The organism is Pseudomonas sp. NPDC087814 (assembly GCF_044742865.1).
GTDB lineage: Bacteria > Pseudomonadota > Gammaproteobacteria > Pseudomonadales > Pseudomonadaceae > Aquipseudomonas.
On the sequence record NZ_JBIUVK010000014.1, the window covers coordinates 102,934 to 121,995 of the forward strand.

Here is a 19,062-nt window from a genome sequence, read left to right on the forward strand (position 1 = left end):
GGAATCGCATTACCGTTCTCCCAACCCCGGCGCCTCGCGAATAATCAGGTGATCGAGGTTCTCGATATTGGCACTGAATACCCCGAACGTCTGCTCGGGGTTTTTCTTGCTTGGCACCTGTTTCAGCTCCGGCGTCACCCCGTAGAAGAAGCAATACAACGGCCGATCACTGTCCACCGCGGCCTTGATCTGCTCCAGGAACGCCTTGCGCTTGCGGTAGTTCTCGATCAGTTTTTTGCTCAGGTAAACGTTGATGGAATAGGGCTTCTTGTCGAGCCAGGCTTTCTTTTCGAAGTCGATGCGAAAGCTGCTGGTGTAGTCCTTGATCTCCTTGATCTTGCCCCAGTAGATCAGGCCTTTATTGTCTTGCAGGTATTCGATCTTCTTGAAAAACGTCCAGTAGGTCGCGGTGTGATCGCCGATCTTCAAGGGCATGCTTTTCAGCTTTTCCTTATCGCCGATATTGGACACGTAGCATTCCACCGGGTGGGCAAAGACGCTGGTCTTGTCCGGGGTGGTGTCGCTTGAGCTGTGAGACAAGGCGTTGCGGGTTGCCGGCGTTTTCGGTGGTTCTTGTGGGGTGCCAGCCTCAGCACCGATGACCGGCGTTTTGCGTTCGTACTGGCGCCGCGTCAGGACAAATTCCGACGGGAAATTTTCTTCCGGCCCGTCTTCAGCTTCGCCTTTTCCGGCATGGCGACTGGCGTACCGGCAACCTTCAATATGCCGGGTGCTGGGGATGTTCTTGAAGTGGGGCGTACGCAGGTAATTGACGTTTTTTGCATTGAACGTGCCCAACACATTGCCCGCCGCAAACGCCGCCCGGCATTCGTCGTTGGGGCACAGGAAACAGTCCTTGTCGGAATCGAAGGCGGCGGTTTCGTCGAAATTCAGGTCGCGCACGTCATAGATCGACAGCTTGTCGTCGAGACTCAGGCTGTAGGCCGTGTCGAATTTCATGGGGCTCGGGTCCGTGAGAGATTTCGCTATTAATAGCGGGATATCGAGCAAATATCAGTAGAAATTACGCACGGACCACCACACGCCGGCCACTCAGGAAACACAAGGTGCCACCCACTGCCGTCAACCCGCTCAGTACATAGAACATCGAGGCGGGGGATGCATTGATCAGCAGGTAGCCGCAGATTACCGGGCTCAAGGCGCCGCCAAATGCCGCCAGGTTTTGTGCGCCGTAATAACTGCCGCGCAGGGCGTCCGGGGCGATGGTGTCGATAAACAGGAACTCGGACGGGTAGATGATCATCTCCCCGAGGGTGAACACAAACATCGCGACACACCACGACACCAGGCCGTCCGCCATGCTGAAGCCGATCAACCCGGCAATAAACAGTGAGGTGCCGAGCACGATCCAGTAGCGCAGTTGTTCACGCTTGAGGAAGCGGCCGATCTGGTACTGCATCAGGATCACCGTGATGGCGTTGCACGCCAGCACCGCAGAGAGAATTTTCAGCGCGTTCTCCGGCTTGTAGGCCACCAGCAGAAATTGCGACAGATAGAGGGTGTAGCGCCCGTGGACAATGGTGCTCAACAGGCTGCCGCTGGTGAACAGGATCAAGGTGCGATCGCTGCGCAGCGTCCTCAGGGTGCTGAGAAAACTTAAGGGTTTGTTGCTGTCGTCGCGCTGGGTCGGTGGGATGCCGATCATCAGGAACAGGCTGCCAAAGGCAATCGCGCTGGCGATCAGGAACGGTGCCAGGGGCATCTGCCCGGCAATCACCACGCCGAGCATCGGGCCGGTGGCGTAGCCGACATTGGTCAGGGTGTAGCGCAGGGAAAACACCTTGGCCCGCTGGCCCACCGGCAGGTTCTCGCTGATGATCGCCTTGGAGCCGATCAGGAACAGCGCCGAAGCGGCTTCGGTGATCACCAGGGTCAGGGTGGTCAGGTACAGGTTGCTGGCAAAGGTCAGCAACAGAAAACCGATGGAGCTGGAAAGCATCGCCAGGATCAGCAGCTTGCGCTTTTCCAGGCGGTCGATGATGTAGCCACCGTAGAGGCCCAGCAGGGTGGCGATGAAGACGGCGATGCCCATCAGCAAGCCGATGTCTTGCTGGTTGAGGCCCAGGCGGGTGCTCAGCAACAGGGCGAGCAATGGGCTGGTCATGGCGCGGCTGACGACGATGGTCACCGAGCAGATCATCAGGCGGCGGATTACCAGGGAGTATGTGGCCACGGTGGGGCGGATGTCCTTATTCTTTTTTCAAGGCGATGAAGATCCAGTGTGGGAGCGGGCTTGCTCGCGAATGCGGTGTGTCAGTGCCAACTGTACTGGCTGATCCACCGCATTCGCGAGCAAGCCCGCTCCCACATTTAGATCGAGTTACTGGCCGGCATTGATGCTGATTTTTTCCACCGCACCCTGCTCCAGATCCCACTTCTGCAGAATCTTGCCGTACGTCCCGTCATCAATCATGCCCTGCAACGCCTCACTGATGGCCGTGACCAACTCGGTATTGCTCTTCTCAATCCCAAGCCCCGTGAACTGCTTGGAAATCGCCAGGCCCACCGGCTTGTATTTACCTTTGTCCAGCGACATCAGGTAAGGAATGGTTTCACTGCCTTGCATCGCCGCATCCAGACGGTTCTGCTGCAACTGTGCCCGCGCATCCGCCGAACCCTCAGTGCCAATCACTACGATGGCTGGCTTACCGGCCTTCTCGCAGTTTTCCTTGCTCCATGCGGCAATTTCCGACGGCCAGGTCGTACGTCGGCTGGTGCCGACTTTTTTACCGCACAGGTCAGTCAATTCCTTGAGGTCTTCACGCTTGGCCAGGGTGTACAGCTGCGGGCCGCTGGTGAAGTAGTCGATAAAGGTCACCGCCTTCTGACGCTCGGCAGTGTCGGTCATGCCCGACAGCACAATGTCCACGCGCTTGGTGGTCAGGCCGCTGAGCATTTGTTCGAAGCCGGTTTCCTGCCACTTGATCTTCACCCCCAAACGCTCGGCCAGGGCGTTGCCCAGGTCAAAGTCCAGGCCGGTGAGCTTGTTGGTGGCGGTGTCCTTGAAATCCATCGGCGGGTAGTTCGGCACGATGGCCGCGCTGATCTCACCCTTGTCCTTGATCGCTGCCGGCAATGCCGCCAAAACCGAAGTGGAGGCCATCAGGCCTACGAGCAAACTTGGAAGAAACAGATTTTTCATGGGGGCGTTCTCGTTAGTTTTTTAGTTAAGTGCGAACGGCAGAAATAAAGCTTTGGGTACGCGGGTTTTGTGGGCTTATTAGAATTTCTTCCGGGCTGCCGGCTTCCACAATCTGGCCGGCATCCATAAACACCATGCGGTTGGACACTTCGCGGGCGAAGCCCAACTCATGGGTGACCACAATCATGGTCATGCCGGTGGTGGCCAAATCGCGCATCACCGACAGCACTTCTCCTACCAGCTCCGGGTCGAGGGCTGACGTGGGTTCGTCAAACAACATCAGCTTGGGGCGCATCGCCAACGCACGGGCAATTGCCACACGTTGTTGCTGGCCGCCGGACAACTCCACCGGGTAGGCATTGCGTTTGTCCGCCAGGCCGACGCGGGCCAGCAACTCCAGCGCGTCCTCGGTGGCTTCCTTGGGCGAGCGCTTGAGCACCTGGCACGGGCCCTCGATGATGTTCTGCAACACGGTCATGTGCGGGAACAGATTGAAGCGCTGAAACACCATGCCGGTGGCCAGGCGCTGACGAGCAATCTGTGATTCATTCAACTCATGCAGCTTGTTGCCGACGACCCGGTAACCCACCAGTTCGCCATCGACCCACAGGCCGCCCTTGTCGATTTTTTCCAGCTGATTGACGCAGCGCAGCAGGGTACTTTTGCCGGAACCGGACGGGCCGATGATGCACAGCACTTCGCCTTGTTCGACTTCCAGGTTGATGTCCTGCAACGCGTGATACTGGTCGTAATACTTGTTCAGGTTCACGGCCTTGACGATGCTTCTCATGGGCAAATCTCCTCAGTCAGGGCTTACGAGCGCTTGCCGGCGCCGCGGGCAAAACGACGCTCGAGGCGGCTCTGACCGAATGAAAGAACAGTCACCACCGCCAGGTACCAGATGCCTGCAACAATCAGCAGCTCCATGACCCGGGCGTTGGCGTAGTAGATGTTTTGCGCGTTGTGCAGCAGCTCCGAGTACTGGATCACACTCGCCAGGCTGGTCATTTTCACCATGCTGATGAACTCGTTGCCTACAGGCGGAATGATCACCCGCATCGCCTGGGGCAGAATCACCCTACGCAGCGCCTGAAGGCTCGGCATGCCGATCGACTTGGCGGCTTCGTACTGGCCGGTGTCCACCGACAACAGGCCGGCGCGCACCACTTCAGCGGTGTAGGCACCCTGGTTGATGCTCAGGCCGAGGAGGGCGGCCACGAACGGCGTCATCAGGTCCACGGTATCGATGCTGAACAGGCCGGGAATCGCGATCACCGGGAAAATCAGCGCCAGGTTGAACCACAACAGCAGTTGCAGAATCAGCGGCGTACCCCGGAACAGCCAGGTGTAGGTGATGGCCACGTAGCGCAGGATCGGGTTGGCCGACATGCGCATGATCGCCGTGATCACCCCGATCACCACGCCCAGCGCCATCGCCAGGATCGACATGATGATGGTGTTCACCAGGCCCCAGATGATCGCCTCGGACGTGAGGAACTGACCGATGTAGGACCATTCGATCTGACCGTTGGCGAATGCACGCAGCAAGGCAGCCAGTGCGATCACGATCAACGTGGCAAAAAACATCCGCCCGTAATAGCGACGGGGCACGTGCTCGTACTGGGTGATATCGAACTGGTTCTCGGTCTGCTGGCGCTCGGCTTGCAAGCGCTCTGCCGGGGTTTGTTTCATGGTGACTCTCCAAACAACTGACTACGCTGATGATCGTTCCCACGCTCTGCGTGGGAATGCATCCCGTGACGCTCCGCGTCACCACCTGCATTGGCGGCAGGACGCGGAGCGTCCAAGGCGGCATTCCCACGCAGAGCGTGGGAACGATCTTTAACCCTGTAGGAGCGAGCTTGCTCGCGATGGTCGTGAACGATAACGCTGGAAACCTGACACCCAGCGGCGTTCTTGAGTTTTTCGCGAGCAAGCTCGCTCCTACAAGTGAAGCTGTCTCAAATCCGAAAACCGGTGTAACTCTGTGCCCACTCTTGCTGCACAGCCAACGCAGTCTTCAACCGCCCAATCTGCTCCCTTACCCGCTCCGGTGCCGTCCCACCCCAACCACTGCGCGCCGCAATCGCCGCTTCCAGGGTCAGGCACTCACGCACTTGCGGCGTCAGCCGCGTATCCACCTCTGCCAACAACGCCGGCGAGGCTTCCCACAATTCAATTTCATGCTTCTCACAGGCCTGCACCAAGGCACCGGTAATCTCATGGGCCTCCTTGAACGGCACACCACGAGTGGCCAGCCAATCCGCCACCTCAGTTGCCAATGTGAAACCCATCGGCGCCTGACGCCGCAGCTCTTCCACCTGCACCTTCATCGTCGCGACCATCCCGGCGATCGCCGGCAGCACCAGCAGCAACGTATCCACGCTGTCCAACACACTGTGCTTGTCTTCACTCAAATCGCGGTTGTACGACAGCGGCAACGACTTGAGCGTGGACATCAGCCCGGTCAGGTTGCCAATCAACCGCCCCGCTTTACCCCGCGCCAATTCGGCAATGTCCGGGTTCTTCTTCTGCGGCATGATCGAGCTACCGGTGGCGTAGGCATCGTCCAACTGCACCCAGCGAAACTGCCGCGACGACCACAGGCAAAACTCCTCCGACAGCCGCGAAATATTCACCCCGAGCATGCCTGCCACAAACAGAAACTCCGCCACGTGGTCGCGACTGGCTACAGCGTCGATAGAGTTTTCGCACGGCCCGGTGTAACCCATCTCCTTGGCCGAATGCTCCGGCTGGCGCGCAATTGCCGAGCCGGCCATCGCCGCAGCACCCAACGGCGACAACGCCGTACGCGCATCCCAATCCACCAGGCGCTGCACATCCCGCAGCATCGATTGCGCATGGGCCAGCAAGTGATGGGCGAACACAATCGGCTGCGCCTGCTGCAAGTGGGTGAAGCCCGGGCAGATACTCTCGATATGCTGCTCGGCCTGGTCCACCAGCGCCTGCTGCAAGCCCAACACCTCGGTGGTGATGGTGCGCGCGTGGTCTCGCAGGAACAGGCGCAAATCGTTGGCCGTCTGGTCATTGCGCGAACGTCCGGCGCGCAACTTGCCGCCCAGGGCGCCCAAACGCTCGGTCAACACCCGCTCGATGAAGGTGTGCACATCCTCGTCATCCAGCGTCGGGTGCAGGCGGCCAGCGGCAAAGTCCTCACCGATGCGGTCCAGCGCTTCCAGGGTGCGCAAGGTTTCCGACTCATCCAGCAACCCGGCGCGCTGCAACTCACGGGCATGGGCCCGGGAGCCGGCCAGGTCGTAGGGCGTCAGGCGAAAATAGCGCTCGGGGCAACGGGACAGCGCCGCCAAAGCAGCAGACGGGCCGGACTTGAAACGAGCACCCCATAGGCGATCGGTGGGCTGAGACATGGTGTTCCTCACGCTTGTTTTTAGAAGTGACAAGCCCGATGGACGTGGCTTGGCCTTATGGATTCGGAGGGCAGTAGCAAAACGAAAAGTCCTGATCGTAGTGTCAGGTTTTTATGGGCGTTAAATCAGCCGGTAAAAGCTGTTCAACCCGCTATATTCAAGGTTGCCAAGGGCGGTTAAGTATGTTCATTATTGCCGCCCGGCGATGTTCATGGAGTAGGTCAAAGCCTGTTGAATATGGCACTTGAGGTCAACACGTATTATGGAAACCCCACTTTCCAATTCTGGAAACATACCGCCAAAACCCGGCACAAGACCGCCCCTGCAACTCAGCGGCCTGGACTTCAAATTGCTGCGGGTGTTCAAGGCTGTGGTCGAAGCGGGCGGCTTCAGCGCGGCGCAGAACGAGCTGAATGTGGGCTTGGCGGCGATCAGCAAGCAGATTTCCGACCTGGAAATTCGCATCGGCATGCGCCTGTGTACGCGAGGGAGGGAAGGGTTTGGCCTGACCGAAGAAGGCAAATTAGTCTATCAAGCGTCCATTGAATTATTTGCCTCGGTAGACAGTTTCAGAGACAAGCTTAGTTCGGCACAGAATGAACTGATCGGCGACCTTAGTGTGGGCGTTATTGATAACACCGTCTCCGACGTTAATTCACCATTGATTAACGCGCTGGGAAGATTACATACAGAGTCGCCAAAAATAAGATTACGTCTACATGCCTCGCAACTGGACGAAGTTGAACGGGGCGTGGTGGAAGGGCGGTTGATTGTCGGCATCGTCCCGGTGTACCAGCGACGGGAAGAATTCGATTATTTCCCGCTGTACGAAGAAAAGTCCCACGCGTACTGCGGCGTCGGGCATCCGCTGTTTGAAGCGAGTGACATCAACGCAGATGTGTTGCGCCAGCATGAAGTGGTCAACCATCGTTACGCGATCCACAGCGACAAGGCCAACTTCGTCAGCTACGACAGCCAGTCCGCCTCGGCCTCACAGGTTGAAGCCGTGGCCATCCTCATCCTCACCGGCCGCTTCCTGGGCTTCCTCCCCGAACACTACGCCGCGCCGCTGGTGAGGGAAGGGCGCCTGCGCGTGTTATGCCCGGAGCAGATCCACCTGAGCACACCGTTCAACCTCATCCTGCGCCACAACGCCCCACGAAGCCCGCTGGTCAAAGCCTTCGCAACGGCACTTGGCGTGGACCTCAAAGCGCCAATCTAACGAATTCACACCACCCTTAGAACCTACAGAGAGCCCCTGTGGGAGCTGTCGAGCCCCAGCGAGGCTGCGATGGGATCAACTCGGTCTACCCGCAGACCATATCCACTCGCATCACCGCCGCAACTTGCCCAACTTCTTCTTCGCATGAAAATGCGCTTCCTGCGCCGCTACCAACAGCTACCTGTTCGGCTACGCTCGTCGGGTAGCTGCTATAGAGCTATGCAATAGAGCACCTGCAAACTATCATTCTTACCTGTCTTCCCATGCCTAGAGAGGTGTTCCTTATGTCTACTGGAACGATCTTCACCAATAACCGTACACAAAATATCCGCATCCCTGCTGATATGCGTTTTCCCGCTGGGGTGAAAACTGTAGAGGTGCGTGCCGTGGGGCGCGAACTGATTATTTCGCCGGTTGAAAACACTTGGGACAGCTTTTTCCTTGCAAGCGAATCGGTATCTGATGATTTTATGGAGGAGCGCGCCGACCAAACCCAGCAAGAGCGAGAGTCCTTTGATGATTAAGTACATGCTTGATACGAACATCGTGATCTACATCATCAAGCGTCGGCCTATGGAAATACTGGAAAAATTCAATGCGAATGTAGGTCGTATGGTGATCTCTTCGATCACCCTTGCGGAACTGATGCACGGGGCCGAAAAAAGCCAGTTTGTTGAGAGAAATACTCGGGCGGTGGAGGACTTCATCTCCCGGCTTGACGTCATTCACTACGATGACAAGGCCGCTTTTCACTACGGCTCGATCCGCTCCGATCTCGAAAAGAAGGGCACTCCAATCGGCGTAAATGACCTGCACATCGCGGGCCACGCCAGAAGCTCAGGATTGGTCTTGGTGACTAACAACGAAGGTGAGTTCAAGCGAGTGAATGGCTTGATCGTGGAAAACTGGATCGCCGCCTAAGGCAGTCAATCCAGCGCACACAGATAGGTCGTCCAGGCGATTCAGCGTTGCTTGATTCGTTTCTTCTTCGCATGAAAATGCCGAAAATGCGCATCCTGCGCCGCCGCCAACAACTCCCGATCCCCGCGCGTATCACCCCAGGCCCTGAGCCGATACTCCCCCAGATCCCCATAAACCGCCTCAAGCCGAAGCACCTTATTCTCACACCGGCAATTATTCCCGGTGAGCTTGCCCGTCAATACTCCGTCAACCACCTCAAGCTCAGTGCCTATCAACTTGATCCCAAGCCGATCCGCAAACGGCTGCAACACCAACGCTGGCGATGCCGAACACAGCGTCACCACCGCCCCGGACTTCACCTCATCGGCCACCGATTGCAGCCCGGTTGGCCGCATCAACTTGTTCCAATAGGCCTGGCAATACGCTTCCGCTTTCTGCTGAACCCACGCCTTATCCACGCCGGTCATAAAGGTGCGGATCAACTGCGCCTTGAGCTCATCACGGCTAATCACGCGCAACAGAAACTGCGCGCCAGGCACCGCCAGCTTCACCATCCTGCGCACGAACTCGCCTTTACCAAAGGCGAACTTCAGGAACGGCACGAAGCTGTCGTGGTGGGTCAGGGTGCCGTCGAAGTCAAAGACGGAGAGCACTTTGGCATCCAAGGGGCCGGATTCGAGCATGTCTGGGTTCACGGGCGGGTCTCGGTCCTATCTCGTAATTTTGGTAATACATCAGTTGTGACCACAGAAGTTTACTCTTCTTTCAATCTTTCGATTTTCGAGTAAAGCCCTTTGGTGAAGTCACCGCGGTCACTTGATCGGTGACAACGCTGATGGCAATTCGGGCACAAGGCTACAGCATTGGTGATGCGATCCGAACCCTTCTGGGCGAGGTGCTTGACGTGATGTACTTCAAGAAATGGCAAGCCATCCACTTCGAAGGGAGCGTTTGAACCGCAGCCTTCGCAAATGCCATTGGCCTCATTCAATACCCAAGCGCGTACTTTGGGATCGCGAACAAAAGCCGTACCGACAATGGACACTTTCTGTGGCTTCGCAATTCCGTCCGGCACCTTCTCGATGGGCTGCTGCAGTAGCTTGGATGCTCGGCGGACGAGGGTTTGTTCATCTGCAGTTTGCGCTGTTTCATCTGATTCAAATATACGAAGGGCAGTGAGGGCTTTGCGAATCTGTTGTTCTACTCCCGAGCCCACGTTATTTGCAGGTTTGTACCCCTTGATCCGATCCAGGCCCATTTGGACCAGAACCGCAGAGATATTCTGCATGCGAAACTCGATGGAGCCTTCTGTACGACCTGCGATTGGTCCCTGACGTAGCAATCGGTTTTCATGGGCTTTATTAAAGGGTTGGCCGTTCTTCTCCAACGCCAACATCTTCAAGTAGGTCTCGACTGCCGCGGCTAATTCCTCGTCGCTCCAGTCGATGCTGTCTTTTGTAATATCCATACAGTCGCCGAGGGTAGAAAGTCCTCGGACGATACTGAGTGGCCACTAGCACGTCTACGAAATTTCCTACGAGACTGTAGGATTTGGCACTCTGCAAATACAAAAAAGCCCTGAACAAGTCAGGGCTTTTCAGTTGGCTAAGGAATCAATCCCAGCTCAGCGCGCCGCCAGTCTGGTACTCGATCACACGGGTCTCAAAGAAGTTCTTCTCTTTCTTCAAGTCCATGATCTCGCTCATCCACGGGAATGGGTTAGTCGTCCCTGGATACTCTTCCTTCAACCCAATCTGCGACAGACGACGGTTCGCGATGAACTTGAGGTAGTCCTCCATCATCGCGGCGTTCATGCCGAGTACACCGCGTGGCATGGTGTCACGCGCGTATTCAATCTCCAGCTGAGTCCCTTGCAGGATCATCTGGGTCGCTTCTTCCTTCATCTCGGCATCCCACAAATGCGGGTTTTCGATTTTGATCTGGTTGATCACATCGATACCGAAGTTCAGGTGCATCGACTCATCCCGCAGGATGTACTGGAACTGCTCGGCCACGCCGGTCATCTTGTTCCGACGGCCCATGGACAAAATCTGGGTGAAGCCGCAGTAGAAGAAGATGCCTTCCAGGACGCAGTAGTAGGCGACCAAGTTGCGCAGCAGCTCTTTGTCGGTCTCGACGGTACCGGTTTCGAACTTCGGATCGGAGATCGAACGGGTGTACTTCAAGCCCCAGGCAGCCTTTTTGGCGACCGATGGAATCTCGTGGTACATGTTGAAGATCTCGCCTTCATCCATGGCCAGCGATTCGATGCAGTACTGGTAGGCGTGGGTGTGGATCGCTTCTTCGAAGGCCTGGCGCAGGATGTACTGGCGGCACTCCGGGTTGGTGATCAGGCGGTACACGGCCAGTACCAAGTTGTTCGCGACCAACGAATCCGCAGTGGAGAAGAAGCCGAGGTTGCGCATCACGATGCGACGTTCGTCGTCGGTCAGGTCTTCGGGGTTTTTCCACAAGGCGATGTCGGCGGTCATGTTGACCTCTTGCGGCATCCAGTGGTTGGCGCAGCCGTCGAGGTATTTCTGCCAGGCCCAGTCGTACTTGAAAGGTACGAGTTGGTTGAGGTCGGCGCGGCAGTTGATCATGCGCTTTTCGTCAACGGCGACGCGGGCGGCGGAACCTTCCAGCTCGGCGAGGCCTTCGGCGACGTCGAGTTTGTCGAGGGCGGCCTTGGCGCGCACGATGGCGGCGGAGTCATTGGCGGTGACGGCGCGGGCTTCGATGGCGGCGGCAGCGCCGGCACCGTCGAGGCGGTCCATGTTGGCTTCGGTGGCGTGGCCGGCGTTGGCGCCCCGGATGACTACGTCACCGGTGTCTGGTTGATCTGCTTCATCCCAACTCAGCATTGAATTGCTCCTTCGTGGTCCGTCTGACGGCGTGGGCTTCGATTCACCCAGCGTGTTCAAAAATGTGCGTTTTGCAGGCTTCAAGGCATTGAAATACTGCGCATAGTGTGGTCGGTGTTCAGCGTTCTTGCACACTATGTAGTGGTTGTCTGTGTTTGTGGGCACACTATATGGGGTGTAACAACGATGGTCAACGCACAAGACCAGGCCGATGGTCGCAGGGCCATGACTAAAACTCACAGCCCCATGACTTTTAATGGTTACGGCCGCTACCCGGGCCAGTGCTAAAAATTCGCCAACCAGCTCCCCATAACAAAAAAGAGCGTTTGCGAAATGAAAGCACTTGATCTGTACATCGGCGAAGGCTTCGAAGGCCCAGGCGTCAATGCTGCCCACATCAACATCCTCATCGGCCCGCGCAACGGTCCGGCCGGCCAGGCGTTTGCCAACAGTTTGGCGTCGCCAAGCCAGGGCCATTGCCCGTTCATGGTGATTGCCCAGCCGAACATCCCGGTCAAACCCATGACCCTCTACGTCAACAAGGCCGCCATCGGCAGCGACCTGCACGGCAATGCCACCTGGGGCGCGTCCCAGGCCGGGATCGCCAAGGCGGTGCTCGAAGCCCTGCTCGACGGCACCCTGCCGCCGGAAGCCGAAGACGAGTGGGCGATTGTCACCGCCAACTGGGTCAACCCGGCCTGCGATGACCTGGATGCGGTCTACCTCAACAACTACAACGCCTGCCGCACCGCGATCCGCGCCGCCCTCACAGGCTTGCCGCACACCGCGCAACTGGCGGATGTGGTCAACCACATCAGCAACCCTTTCTACACGCCAAAAGCCTGAGGACATTCCCATGCAATACATCCGTTTGGGCAACTCCGGCCTGCAAGTCTCGCGCCTGTGCCTGGGCACCATGAACATGGGCACCCCGGACTGGAAGCCGTGGATCTTCGACGAGAAACAAAGCGAACCCATCGTTGCCCATGCCCTGGCCAACGGTGTCAACTTCATCGACCTGGCGGACTTCTACTCCGCAGGTGTCGGCGAAGAAGTGGTCGGGCGCATCCTCAAGCGCGTTGCGCGCCGTGAAGACATCGTGGTCACCACCAAGGTCGGCTACGGCACCCGCAGCGGCATCAATGCCAGCGGCCATTCGCGCAAGCACATCATGGACAGCATCGACGCGTCCCTGAGCCGCCTTGGCATGGATTACGTCGACGTGTTCATGCTGCATTACTTCGACGTGAACACCCCGGTGGAAGAAACCATGGGCGCCCTCAACGACATCGTGCGTTCCGGCAAGGCGCGCTACATCGGCGTGTCGACCATGCTCACCGGGCAACTGGCAAAAATCCTCATGGCCTGCGAGCGCAATGGCTGGGTCAAGCCGATCAACATGCAGCTGCAACTGAACTGCGCCTACCGCGAGGAAGAGCGCGAGATGATCCCGTTCTGCCGCGACCAGGGCCTGGGCGTGTCGGTGTTCAGCCCGCTGGCCCGTGGCTTGCTCACCGGCGAAGTGCAGTCGACCCGCAACCAGACCGACTTCTTCACCCAGCAGATGTACAGCGACCAGGCGTCGTTCGACATCGCCCACTCGGTGCAACGTGTGGCCCGTGCCCGTGGCGTGTCCAACGCACAGATTGCCCAGGCCTGGGTGGCCAATCATCCGGGTGTGGACGTGATGCTGGTGGGCGCCGACACCACCGCACAATTTGATAGCGCGCTCGCCGCTTTGGACACCCGACTGGATGCCGAAGAACTGCACGAGCTGGAACGCAACTACACGCCGTGCGATGTGATCAACGACTACACCGCCGGCAAACGCATCCTGCGCAGCGCCCGTCCGGGCCTGGACCGTTTTAACCTGATAGAGGCCGTGGCATGAACCCGCTGATTCGCACAGGCAATTTCATTGATGGCCAATGGTCCAGCGGTGGGCCGGTCTACCCGGTGCGCAACCCGGCCAATGGTGCGCAGATCGCCGAAGTACAACGCGCCGGGGCTGAAGAAACCGACCTGGCCATTGCCGCCGCCAACCGCGCGTTGCCAGCCTGGCGCAAGCTCACCGCCAAGGAACGCAGCCAGCGCCTCAAGCGCTGGAGCGAGTTGATGCTGAGCAACCAGAAGGACCTGGCCCACCTGCTGAGCCTGGAACAGGGCAAGCCGCTGGCCGAAGCCATGGGCGAAGTGGTCTACGCCGCGAGCTTCCTCGAATGGTTTGCCGAAGAAGCCAAGCGTGCCTATGGCGACGTGATCCCGAGCCACAAGGCCGACGCCCGCATCATCGTGACCAAGGAAGCCATTGGCGTGGTCGCGGCGATCACCCCGTGGAACTTTCCCCTGGCCATGGTCACCCGCAAGGTTGGCCCGGCGCTGGCGGCGGGTTGCACGATGATTCTCAAACCGTCGGAAGAAACCCCGCTGTCGGCTTTCGCCCTGGCGGTGTTGGCAGAACAGGCCGGGATTCCGGCGGGCGTGTTCAACATCGTGTCCGGCGATGCCGTGGCCATCGGTGGCGCACTGCAAGCCTCCAGCATTGTGCGCAAGCTGTCCTTCACCGGCTCCACCCGCACCGGCAAGCTGCTGATGCGCCAGGCCGCCGACACCCTGAAAAAGGTCTCCCTGGAACTGGGCGGCAACGCGCCCTTTATCGTGTTCGACGATGCCGACCTGGACGCTGCCGTCAAAGGCGCCATGGCTTCCAAGTTTCGCAATACCGGGCAGACCTGCGTCTGCGTCAACCGCTTCTTTATCCAGGACGCTGTGTACGATGCGTTCACCCGCAAGCTGGCCGAAGCGGTCTCTGCGATGCGCGTCGGCAGCGCCCTCGAGGGCGAAACCGAACAAGGCCCGCTGATCAATGCGGCCGCGTTGGCCAAGGTTGAAGCCCACGTCGGCGACGCCCTGGAGAAAGGCGCCAAGCTGCTGTGCGGCGGCCGTCGCCATGCCTTGGGCGGGACGTTCTTCGAACCGACCATCCTCACCGAAGCCCACGGCGAGATGCTGATTGCCCAGGAAGAAACCTTCGGCCCGGTGGCGGCCTGCTTCCGCTTCAAGGACGAAGCCGAAGTGCTGCAACGGGCGAATGACACGCCGTTTGGCTTGTCCGCCTACTTCTACAGCCGCGACATCGGCCGCGTATGGCGCATGGCCGAAGGCCTGGAAGCGGGCATGGTCGGGATCAACGAAGGGATCATCTCCACCGAAGTCGCACCGTTTGGCGGGATCAAGGAGTCGGGCCTGGGCCGTGAAGGTTCCAGGTACGGCCTGGAGGATTACCTGGAGATCAAATACCTGTTGATGGGCGGTCTCTGACCCCATTTACCCAAACAACCCCGATCCAATGTGGGAGCTGGCTTGCTCGCGAAAGCGGTGGGCCTGCCACCACATGCATTGACTGACACACCGCCTTCGCGAGCAAGCCCGCTCCCACAGGGAAATGGGCTTGCCCGCTGTTACTCCGTCAAAAACAAAAATATGGAGAACACCATGTCCACTCAACCCATCAAAATCGACGACCTGCCCATCGGTCGCTTCCACCTTAAAATCGCCGGCCTGACCTTCGGCGCCCACTTCACCGACGGCTACATCCTCGGCCTGATCGGCATTGCCTTCACCTTGCTCAGCCCACAGATGCAACTGGACGCCTTCTGGCAAGGCCTGATCGGCGCCTCGGCCCTGATCGGCCTGTTTATGGGCAGCCTGTTCTTTGGCTGGATCTCCGACACCCTCGGCCGGCAGAAAATCTTCCTGGTCAGCTTCGTCCTGATCACCGTTGCCTCGGTGATGCAGTTCTACGCCGAAACCGCCATGGGCCTGTTCCTCTGCCGGGTGTTGATCGGTATCGGCCTGGGCGGCGACTTCAGCGTCGGCCACGCAATGCTCGCCGAGTTCTCGCCCAGGAAACATCGCGGGGTATTGCTGGGCTCCTTCAGCGTCGTGTGGACGGTTGGTTACGTGGCCGCGACTTTCGTCGGCACCGCCATGCTCAGCCTCGGCGATGATGCCTGGCGCTGGATGCTCGCATCGTCGGCAATTCCTGCCGGGCTGATCCTGATCGCGCGCATCGGCACGCCCGAATCGCCGCGCTGGCTGATCAACCAGGGCCGGATTGCCGAGGCCCGAGCCATCGTCAAGAAACACCTCGGCGAACACGTGGTCCTCGATGAAGAACCGTCGACGCAAACCCGTTCCGGCTACGGCGTGCTGTTCAGCCGTGAATACCGCAAGCGCACCGCGTTCAACTGCCTGTTCTTCGTGTGCATCGTGATGCCGTACTTCGCCATCTACACCTTCCTGCCGTCGATCCTGCAGAAGATGGGCCTGGCCGAAGGTTTTGGCACCGAGCTGATGCTCAACCTGCTGCTGATCATCGGCGCCTTGATCGGCATCTGGTGCACCGTGAAATTCTCCCGGCGGGGCTTCCTGATCAACTCGTTCATCATCCTGGCGGCGGCGCTGTTCCTGCTGGCGGTATTGCCGGGCAGCATGGCGTGGTTGATGGTGCTGACGTTCGGCGTGTTCACCCTGGTGCTGTCGGCGGTGAGCAACCTGGTGGGCGTATTCCCGGCGGAGAGCTTCCCGACCGAAGTGCGGGCCAGCGGCATCGGCCTTGCCACAGCCGTCAGCCGCCTGGGTTCGGCGGTGAGTACCTTCCTGTTGCCGGTGAGCGTAGCGGGGATCGGCCTGAGCCCGACCATGGGCATCCTCGCCGCTATCCTGGTGCTGGGGGCGATCATCTCCTGGGCCTGGGCGCCGGAAACCAAGGCGTTGACCTTGAGCCAGGCGTGCAAGGTGCAGAGTCCTGTGGAAGGCAATTTACCCGTGAGTTCAGTGAAGATCGTATTGCCTACCTGAGGGACCTGTGGGGAATCGTGATGATCTGTCTATGACAGGTCGCATGAACCGCGTACCGTACAGGCGAAATTTCATCGGCCTGCCAGCGAACGGAGTCATTTTATGGACGAAATCATCGCTCGAATCAAAACAGCAAAAGAAGCGAGAACTTTCGCCCAGAATGCGAAGACTCTCGGGAACGTCGCCGCTGAAGCCAAGGCACTTGATCGTGCGATGGATCTCCAGGCGCAAGAAGACGGATTTGTGACAGCAGCGCAGGTTGCGATTGCGCGAGCGTTATATGTTTATGAGGCAGAGCAAGCAAGGGCAAAGGGCCAAAAAAAATACCTGGCCAAGCGCACACGCAATATGTTTCGTGTGCACGGGCCATTACTAGCAGCGGAAAGGATGGTACTGAGCCCACGTCCTTCGCAGGGATACGCAGTGTTAACGCAGGCGGGGCTGGGATCAGCCAGTTTTGAGTCAATTATTGATAAGTACCCGGAAGAGTTCTCTGCGCAAGCGGTCCTTGCTGCTCGTGCTCGCCTCACAGGTTTTAAACCTCAAGCCTTAATCTCGTTGGAGACGGCTGATATTGGTGCGTCTCATGTTCCTCCCCCCGCTCTTGATCCAGAGGCGTTGCTATTCATTCAACGGTTTAAAGATCCTGAAAATCGCTTTCAGATGTCCTGGAAACCTCATTACACAGAGACCATAGCTTTAGTACGAGAAGCGATTGGAGGTGACCGATTAGCGGAGATCGTTGATCTTATTTGGAGTGATAAAGATAACGGTGTAAGCAACGCGGGACAGGGGCTGCTAGGTCAAGAAGCTATTGATTCTCTACGCCCGAAGTTTGAGGCTCTGACTCGTGAGATTGCGGCAGACGCCAGCCCTGAAAAATATCAACAGGTCCTGCTTCGACTAGAGGAGTGGCGAGATGAGGGGCTGATAATTAAGTTGCCGAGGTTGTTAATAGGTCGTGCGTTTGCAGCGATCCATCCGCTGATTTATCACACGCTTGTTGTAGATGATAAACAAGAGCGGGTAATCGAATGGTTGCGGGCTAAAACCGGATTTTCTTCTCCTGAGGGGAATTGGGCTGAGAAAGCCGTGGCAGTAGCTCAGCACCTGAGCCAAATTGAGTTTTTTGACGACGAGAGCCTTGAACGCAATATGTTCCCCTGGTTTGTGTTCGAGCATCTTCGGGACGAAGATCGTGTAGTTCCATTCCGAGCTGGGCACAAAGAGCGACCTCTTGCAGCGACTGCGCAGCTTCCGGCGGCTCAGCGTCGAATATTGCTAAGACACAACAAATTACAAACGTACTTGTACAGTTTGTTGTGCGAACAATACGGTAAGGATCTTGTCGGCACCGAGCATCCGACAGGCTCTGGCGGTTATGCGGATGCGGTCGTTCGTTTCAGCAATGCGAGTTGTTTTTTGTATGAAGTAAAAGTGTCTTTAACGGCTGCTGGCGCGGTGAGAGAGGCTGTTGGACAGTTGCTTGAGTATGCCTACCGACCGACGGGGCTTGAGCCGGAAAAACTGTTCATTGTCGCTGAACCGCCGATTGACTCTGTCACCGCGCAGTTCCTTCAAAGGATGAATGCTGAGTTCGGATTGAAGTTTGAGTACCTTCAATTGACGCTTCCAGAAGACATATGATCATTGATGCAGTCATCAAGTAGAGGGCTCTGGTTTCCACTGTGCGTTCAGGGATTGCTCACCCGGTTCAACCACTGCGTAAACAACCGAACCTTGGATAAACCCTGCTTGTCACTTGCCACATCCAGCCAATAGCCATACGGGCCGATTACCTCCACCGGGGTGATCGGCAGCAGGCTGCCATTCGCCAGTTCGCGCTCGATCATCTGCCGGTCGATCACCGCCAGCCCACCGCCGGCCAGGGCGGTGTGGATCACCTGGTCCAGGGTGCTGAATTCCAGGCCCTGGCCTGCATCGATATCTTCCCGGCCCATGGCCGCCAGCCAGTTCTCCCAGACCTGCAAACGCTTGCCGTCGTGCAGGATGTGCAGCAGCGGAAAGCGCCGCAGGTCGGGTGGCTGACCGTCGCTGAACAGTTCCGGGCTGGCGACGGCGATGTGGCGTTCCATCACCAGCAGTTCACTGTTGCACTGCGTGGCCGCTTCCAGGCCGAAGCGGACCTGGCAGTCGATTTCCGCCAGGCTCGCATGGGTGTTCTGGTGGGTGACGCTGAGGTTGATGTCCGGGTAACGCTCGCAAAACCTGCGCAGGTGGGCGGACAGCCAGCGGGTGGCCCAGGTGGGTGGCGCGACGATGCGCAGGCGCTGGCGCAGGTTGGGCACGCGCACGGCGTGCAGGGCGCGCTCGATATGGTCGAAGGCGTCGCTCAGGTGCGGGGAGAGGGCGAAGCCGGCTTCGGTCAGGGACAGGCCCTGGGGGGTGCGGATGAAGAGGGCGACGCCGAGGTAGTCTTCCAGTTGTTTGATCTGGCGGCTGACGGCGCCCTGGGTGACGTTGAGGCCCACGGCGGCCTGGCTGAAGCTGCGGTGGCGGGCGACTTCTTCGAAGACACGGAGCATGTTGAGGGAGGGCAGTTGGCGCATGAAATGGATTCCACACCTGTTGTTTTTATGGTGTTTTTGGCGGCCTCTTCGCGAGCAAGCCCGCTCCCAC

The 19,062-nt window shown here is 58.3% G+C and carries 18 protein-coding genes; 8 read left to right on the plus strand and 10 right to left on the minus strand.

Annotation, left to right across the window (positions count from 1 at the left end; genetic code table 11):
* Positions 1–9: 9 nt before the first annotated feature.
* The 6 genes from ACIOMR_RS13860 to argH form a co-directional block, all read right to left on the minus strand.
* Positions 10–960 (minus strand): hypothetical protein, encoded by a 951-nt coding sequence (locus ACIOMR_RS13860; RefSeq protein WP_401194666.1) that lies wholly within the window; start codon positions 958–960, stop codon positions 10–12.
* Positions 961–1,024: 64 nt separating this feature from the next.
* Positions 1,025–2,194, minus strand: a complete 1,170-nt coding sequence (locus tag ACIOMR_RS13865; protein ID WP_003211499.1) for an MFS transporter — start codon at positions 2,192–2,194, stop codon at positions 1,025–1,027.
* Between the two features lie 147 nt (positions 2,195–2,341).
* On the minus strand, positions 2,342–3,163 hold the full coding sequence (locus ACIOMR_RS13870) for an ABC transporter substrate-binding protein (RefSeq protein ID WP_102605193.1): 822 nt from the start codon (positions 3,161–3,163) through the stop codon (positions 2,342–2,344).
* Positions 3,164–3,188: 25 nt separating this feature from the next.
* Positions 3,189–3,953 (minus strand): amino acid ABC transporter ATP-binding protein, encoded by a 765-nt coding sequence (locus tag ACIOMR_RS13875; RefSeq protein WP_003211502.1) that lies wholly within the window; start codon positions 3,951–3,953, stop codon positions 3,189–3,191.
* A 23-nt stretch (positions 3,954–3,976) separates the two neighbouring features.
* On the minus strand, positions 3,977–4,855 hold the full coding sequence (locus ACIOMR_RS13880; RefSeq protein WP_003211504.1) for an amino acid ABC transporter permease: 879 nt from the start codon (positions 4,853–4,855) through the stop codon (positions 3,977–3,979).
* A gap of 269 nt (positions 4,856–5,124) precedes the next feature.
* The gene (gene argH, locus ACIOMR_RS13885) at positions 5,125–6,552 is read right to left on the minus strand and encodes an argininosuccinate lyase (protein WP_401194671.1); all 1,428 of its coding nucleotides are present in this window, start codon (positions 6,550–6,552) and stop codon (positions 5,125–5,127) included.
* A gap of 262 nt (positions 6,553–6,814) precedes the next feature.
* Here argH and ACIOMR_RS13890 point away from each other — a divergent pair, with 262 nt between their 5' ends.
* The 3 genes from ACIOMR_RS13890 to ACIOMR_RS13900 all read left to right on the plus strand — a co-directional run bounded on the left by ACIOMR_RS13890 (position 6,815) and on the right by ACIOMR_RS13900 (position 8,695).
* Positions 6,815–7,774, plus strand: coding sequence for a LysR family transcriptional regulator (locus ACIOMR_RS13890; protein WP_214499529.1), 960 nt, complete (start codon positions 6,815–6,817; stop codon positions 7,772–7,774).
* 284 nt (positions 7,775–8,058) lie between these two features.
* Positions 8,059–8,298 (plus strand): type II toxin-antitoxin system VapB family antitoxin, encoded by a 240-nt coding sequence (gene vapB / locus ACIOMR_RS13895; RefSeq protein WP_008432930.1) that lies wholly within the window; start codon positions 8,059–8,061, stop codon positions 8,296–8,298.
* Positions 8,291–8,695 carry a type II toxin-antitoxin system VapC family toxin gene (locus ACIOMR_RS13900; protein ID WP_008432929.1) on the plus strand — a complete coding sequence of 135 codons (405 nt, stop codon included), beginning with the start codon at positions 8,291–8,293 and terminating at the stop codon, positions 8,693–8,695. Before vapB ends, ACIOMR_RS13900 begins: the two co-directional genes overlap by 8 nt.
* A 41-nt stretch (positions 8,696–8,736) precedes the next feature.
* Here ACIOMR_RS13900 and ACIOMR_RS13905 read toward each other — a convergent pair whose 3' ends face one another.
* The 3 genes from ACIOMR_RS13905 to ACIOMR_RS13915 all read right to left on the minus strand — a co-directional run bounded on the left by ACIOMR_RS13905 (position 8,737) and on the right by ACIOMR_RS13915 (position 11,559).
* On the minus strand, positions 8,737–9,378 hold the full coding sequence (locus tag ACIOMR_RS13905; RefSeq protein WP_087693117.1) for an HAD-IB family hydrolase: 642 nt from the start codon (positions 9,376–9,378) through the stop codon (positions 8,737–8,739).
* A gap of 71 nt (positions 9,379–9,449) precedes the next feature.
* Entirely contained in the window at positions 9,450–10,163 is a 714-nt protein-coding gene (locus ACIOMR_RS13910; protein ID WP_177027675.1) for an HNH endonuclease, read from the minus strand.
* 145 nt (positions 10,164–10,308) lie between these two features.
* Positions 10,309–11,559, minus strand: a complete 1,251-nt coding sequence (locus ACIOMR_RS13915) for a ribonucleotide-diphosphate reductase subunit beta (protein ID WP_401194677.1) — start codon at positions 11,557–11,559, stop codon at positions 10,309–10,311.
* Positions 11,560–11,892: 333 nt separating this feature from the next.
* Between ACIOMR_RS13915 and fae the strand changes: the two genes are divergently transcribed.
* From fae to ACIOMR_RS13940, 5 genes are all read left to right on the plus strand, one after another.
* The gene (fae, locus tag ACIOMR_RS13920) at positions 11,893–12,405 is read left to right on the plus strand and encodes a formaldehyde-activating enzyme (protein WP_003212394.1); all 513 of its coding nucleotides are present in this window, start codon (positions 11,893–11,895) and stop codon (positions 12,403–12,405) included.
* 10 nt (positions 12,406–12,415) lie between these two features.
* Positions 12,416–13,450 carry an aldo/keto reductase gene (locus ACIOMR_RS13925; RefSeq protein ID WP_102369231.1) on the plus strand — a complete coding sequence of 345 codons (1,035 nt, stop codon included), beginning with the start codon at positions 12,416–12,418 and terminating at the stop codon, positions 13,448–13,450.
* Positions 13,447–14,880, plus strand: coding sequence for an NAD-dependent succinate-semialdehyde dehydrogenase (locus tag ACIOMR_RS13930; RefSeq protein ID WP_401194681.1), 1,434 nt, complete (start codon positions 13,447–13,449; stop codon positions 14,878–14,880). Before ACIOMR_RS13925 ends, ACIOMR_RS13930 begins: the two co-directional genes overlap by 4 nt.
* 174 nt (positions 14,881–15,054) lie before the next feature.
* Positions 15,055–16,422, plus strand: coding sequence for an MFS transporter (locus ACIOMR_RS13935; RefSeq protein WP_401194684.1), 1,368 nt, complete (start codon positions 15,055–15,057; stop codon positions 16,420–16,422).
* A gap of 102 nt (positions 16,423–16,524) precedes the next feature.
* Positions 16,525–18,069 (plus strand): hypothetical protein, encoded by a 1,545-nt coding sequence (locus ACIOMR_RS13940; RefSeq protein WP_401194687.1) that lies wholly within the window; start codon positions 16,525–16,527, stop codon positions 18,067–18,069.
* Between the two features lie 47 nt (positions 18,070–18,116).
* Here the strand turns inward: ACIOMR_RS13940 and ACIOMR_RS13945 are convergent, their stop codons facing one another.
* Positions 18,117–18,992 carry a LysR substrate-binding domain-containing protein gene (locus tag ACIOMR_RS13945; protein WP_177081604.1) on the minus strand — a complete coding sequence of 292 codons (876 nt, stop codon included), beginning with the start codon at positions 18,990–18,992 and terminating at the stop codon, positions 18,117–18,119.
* Positions 18,993–19,062 lie beyond the last annotated feature (70 nt).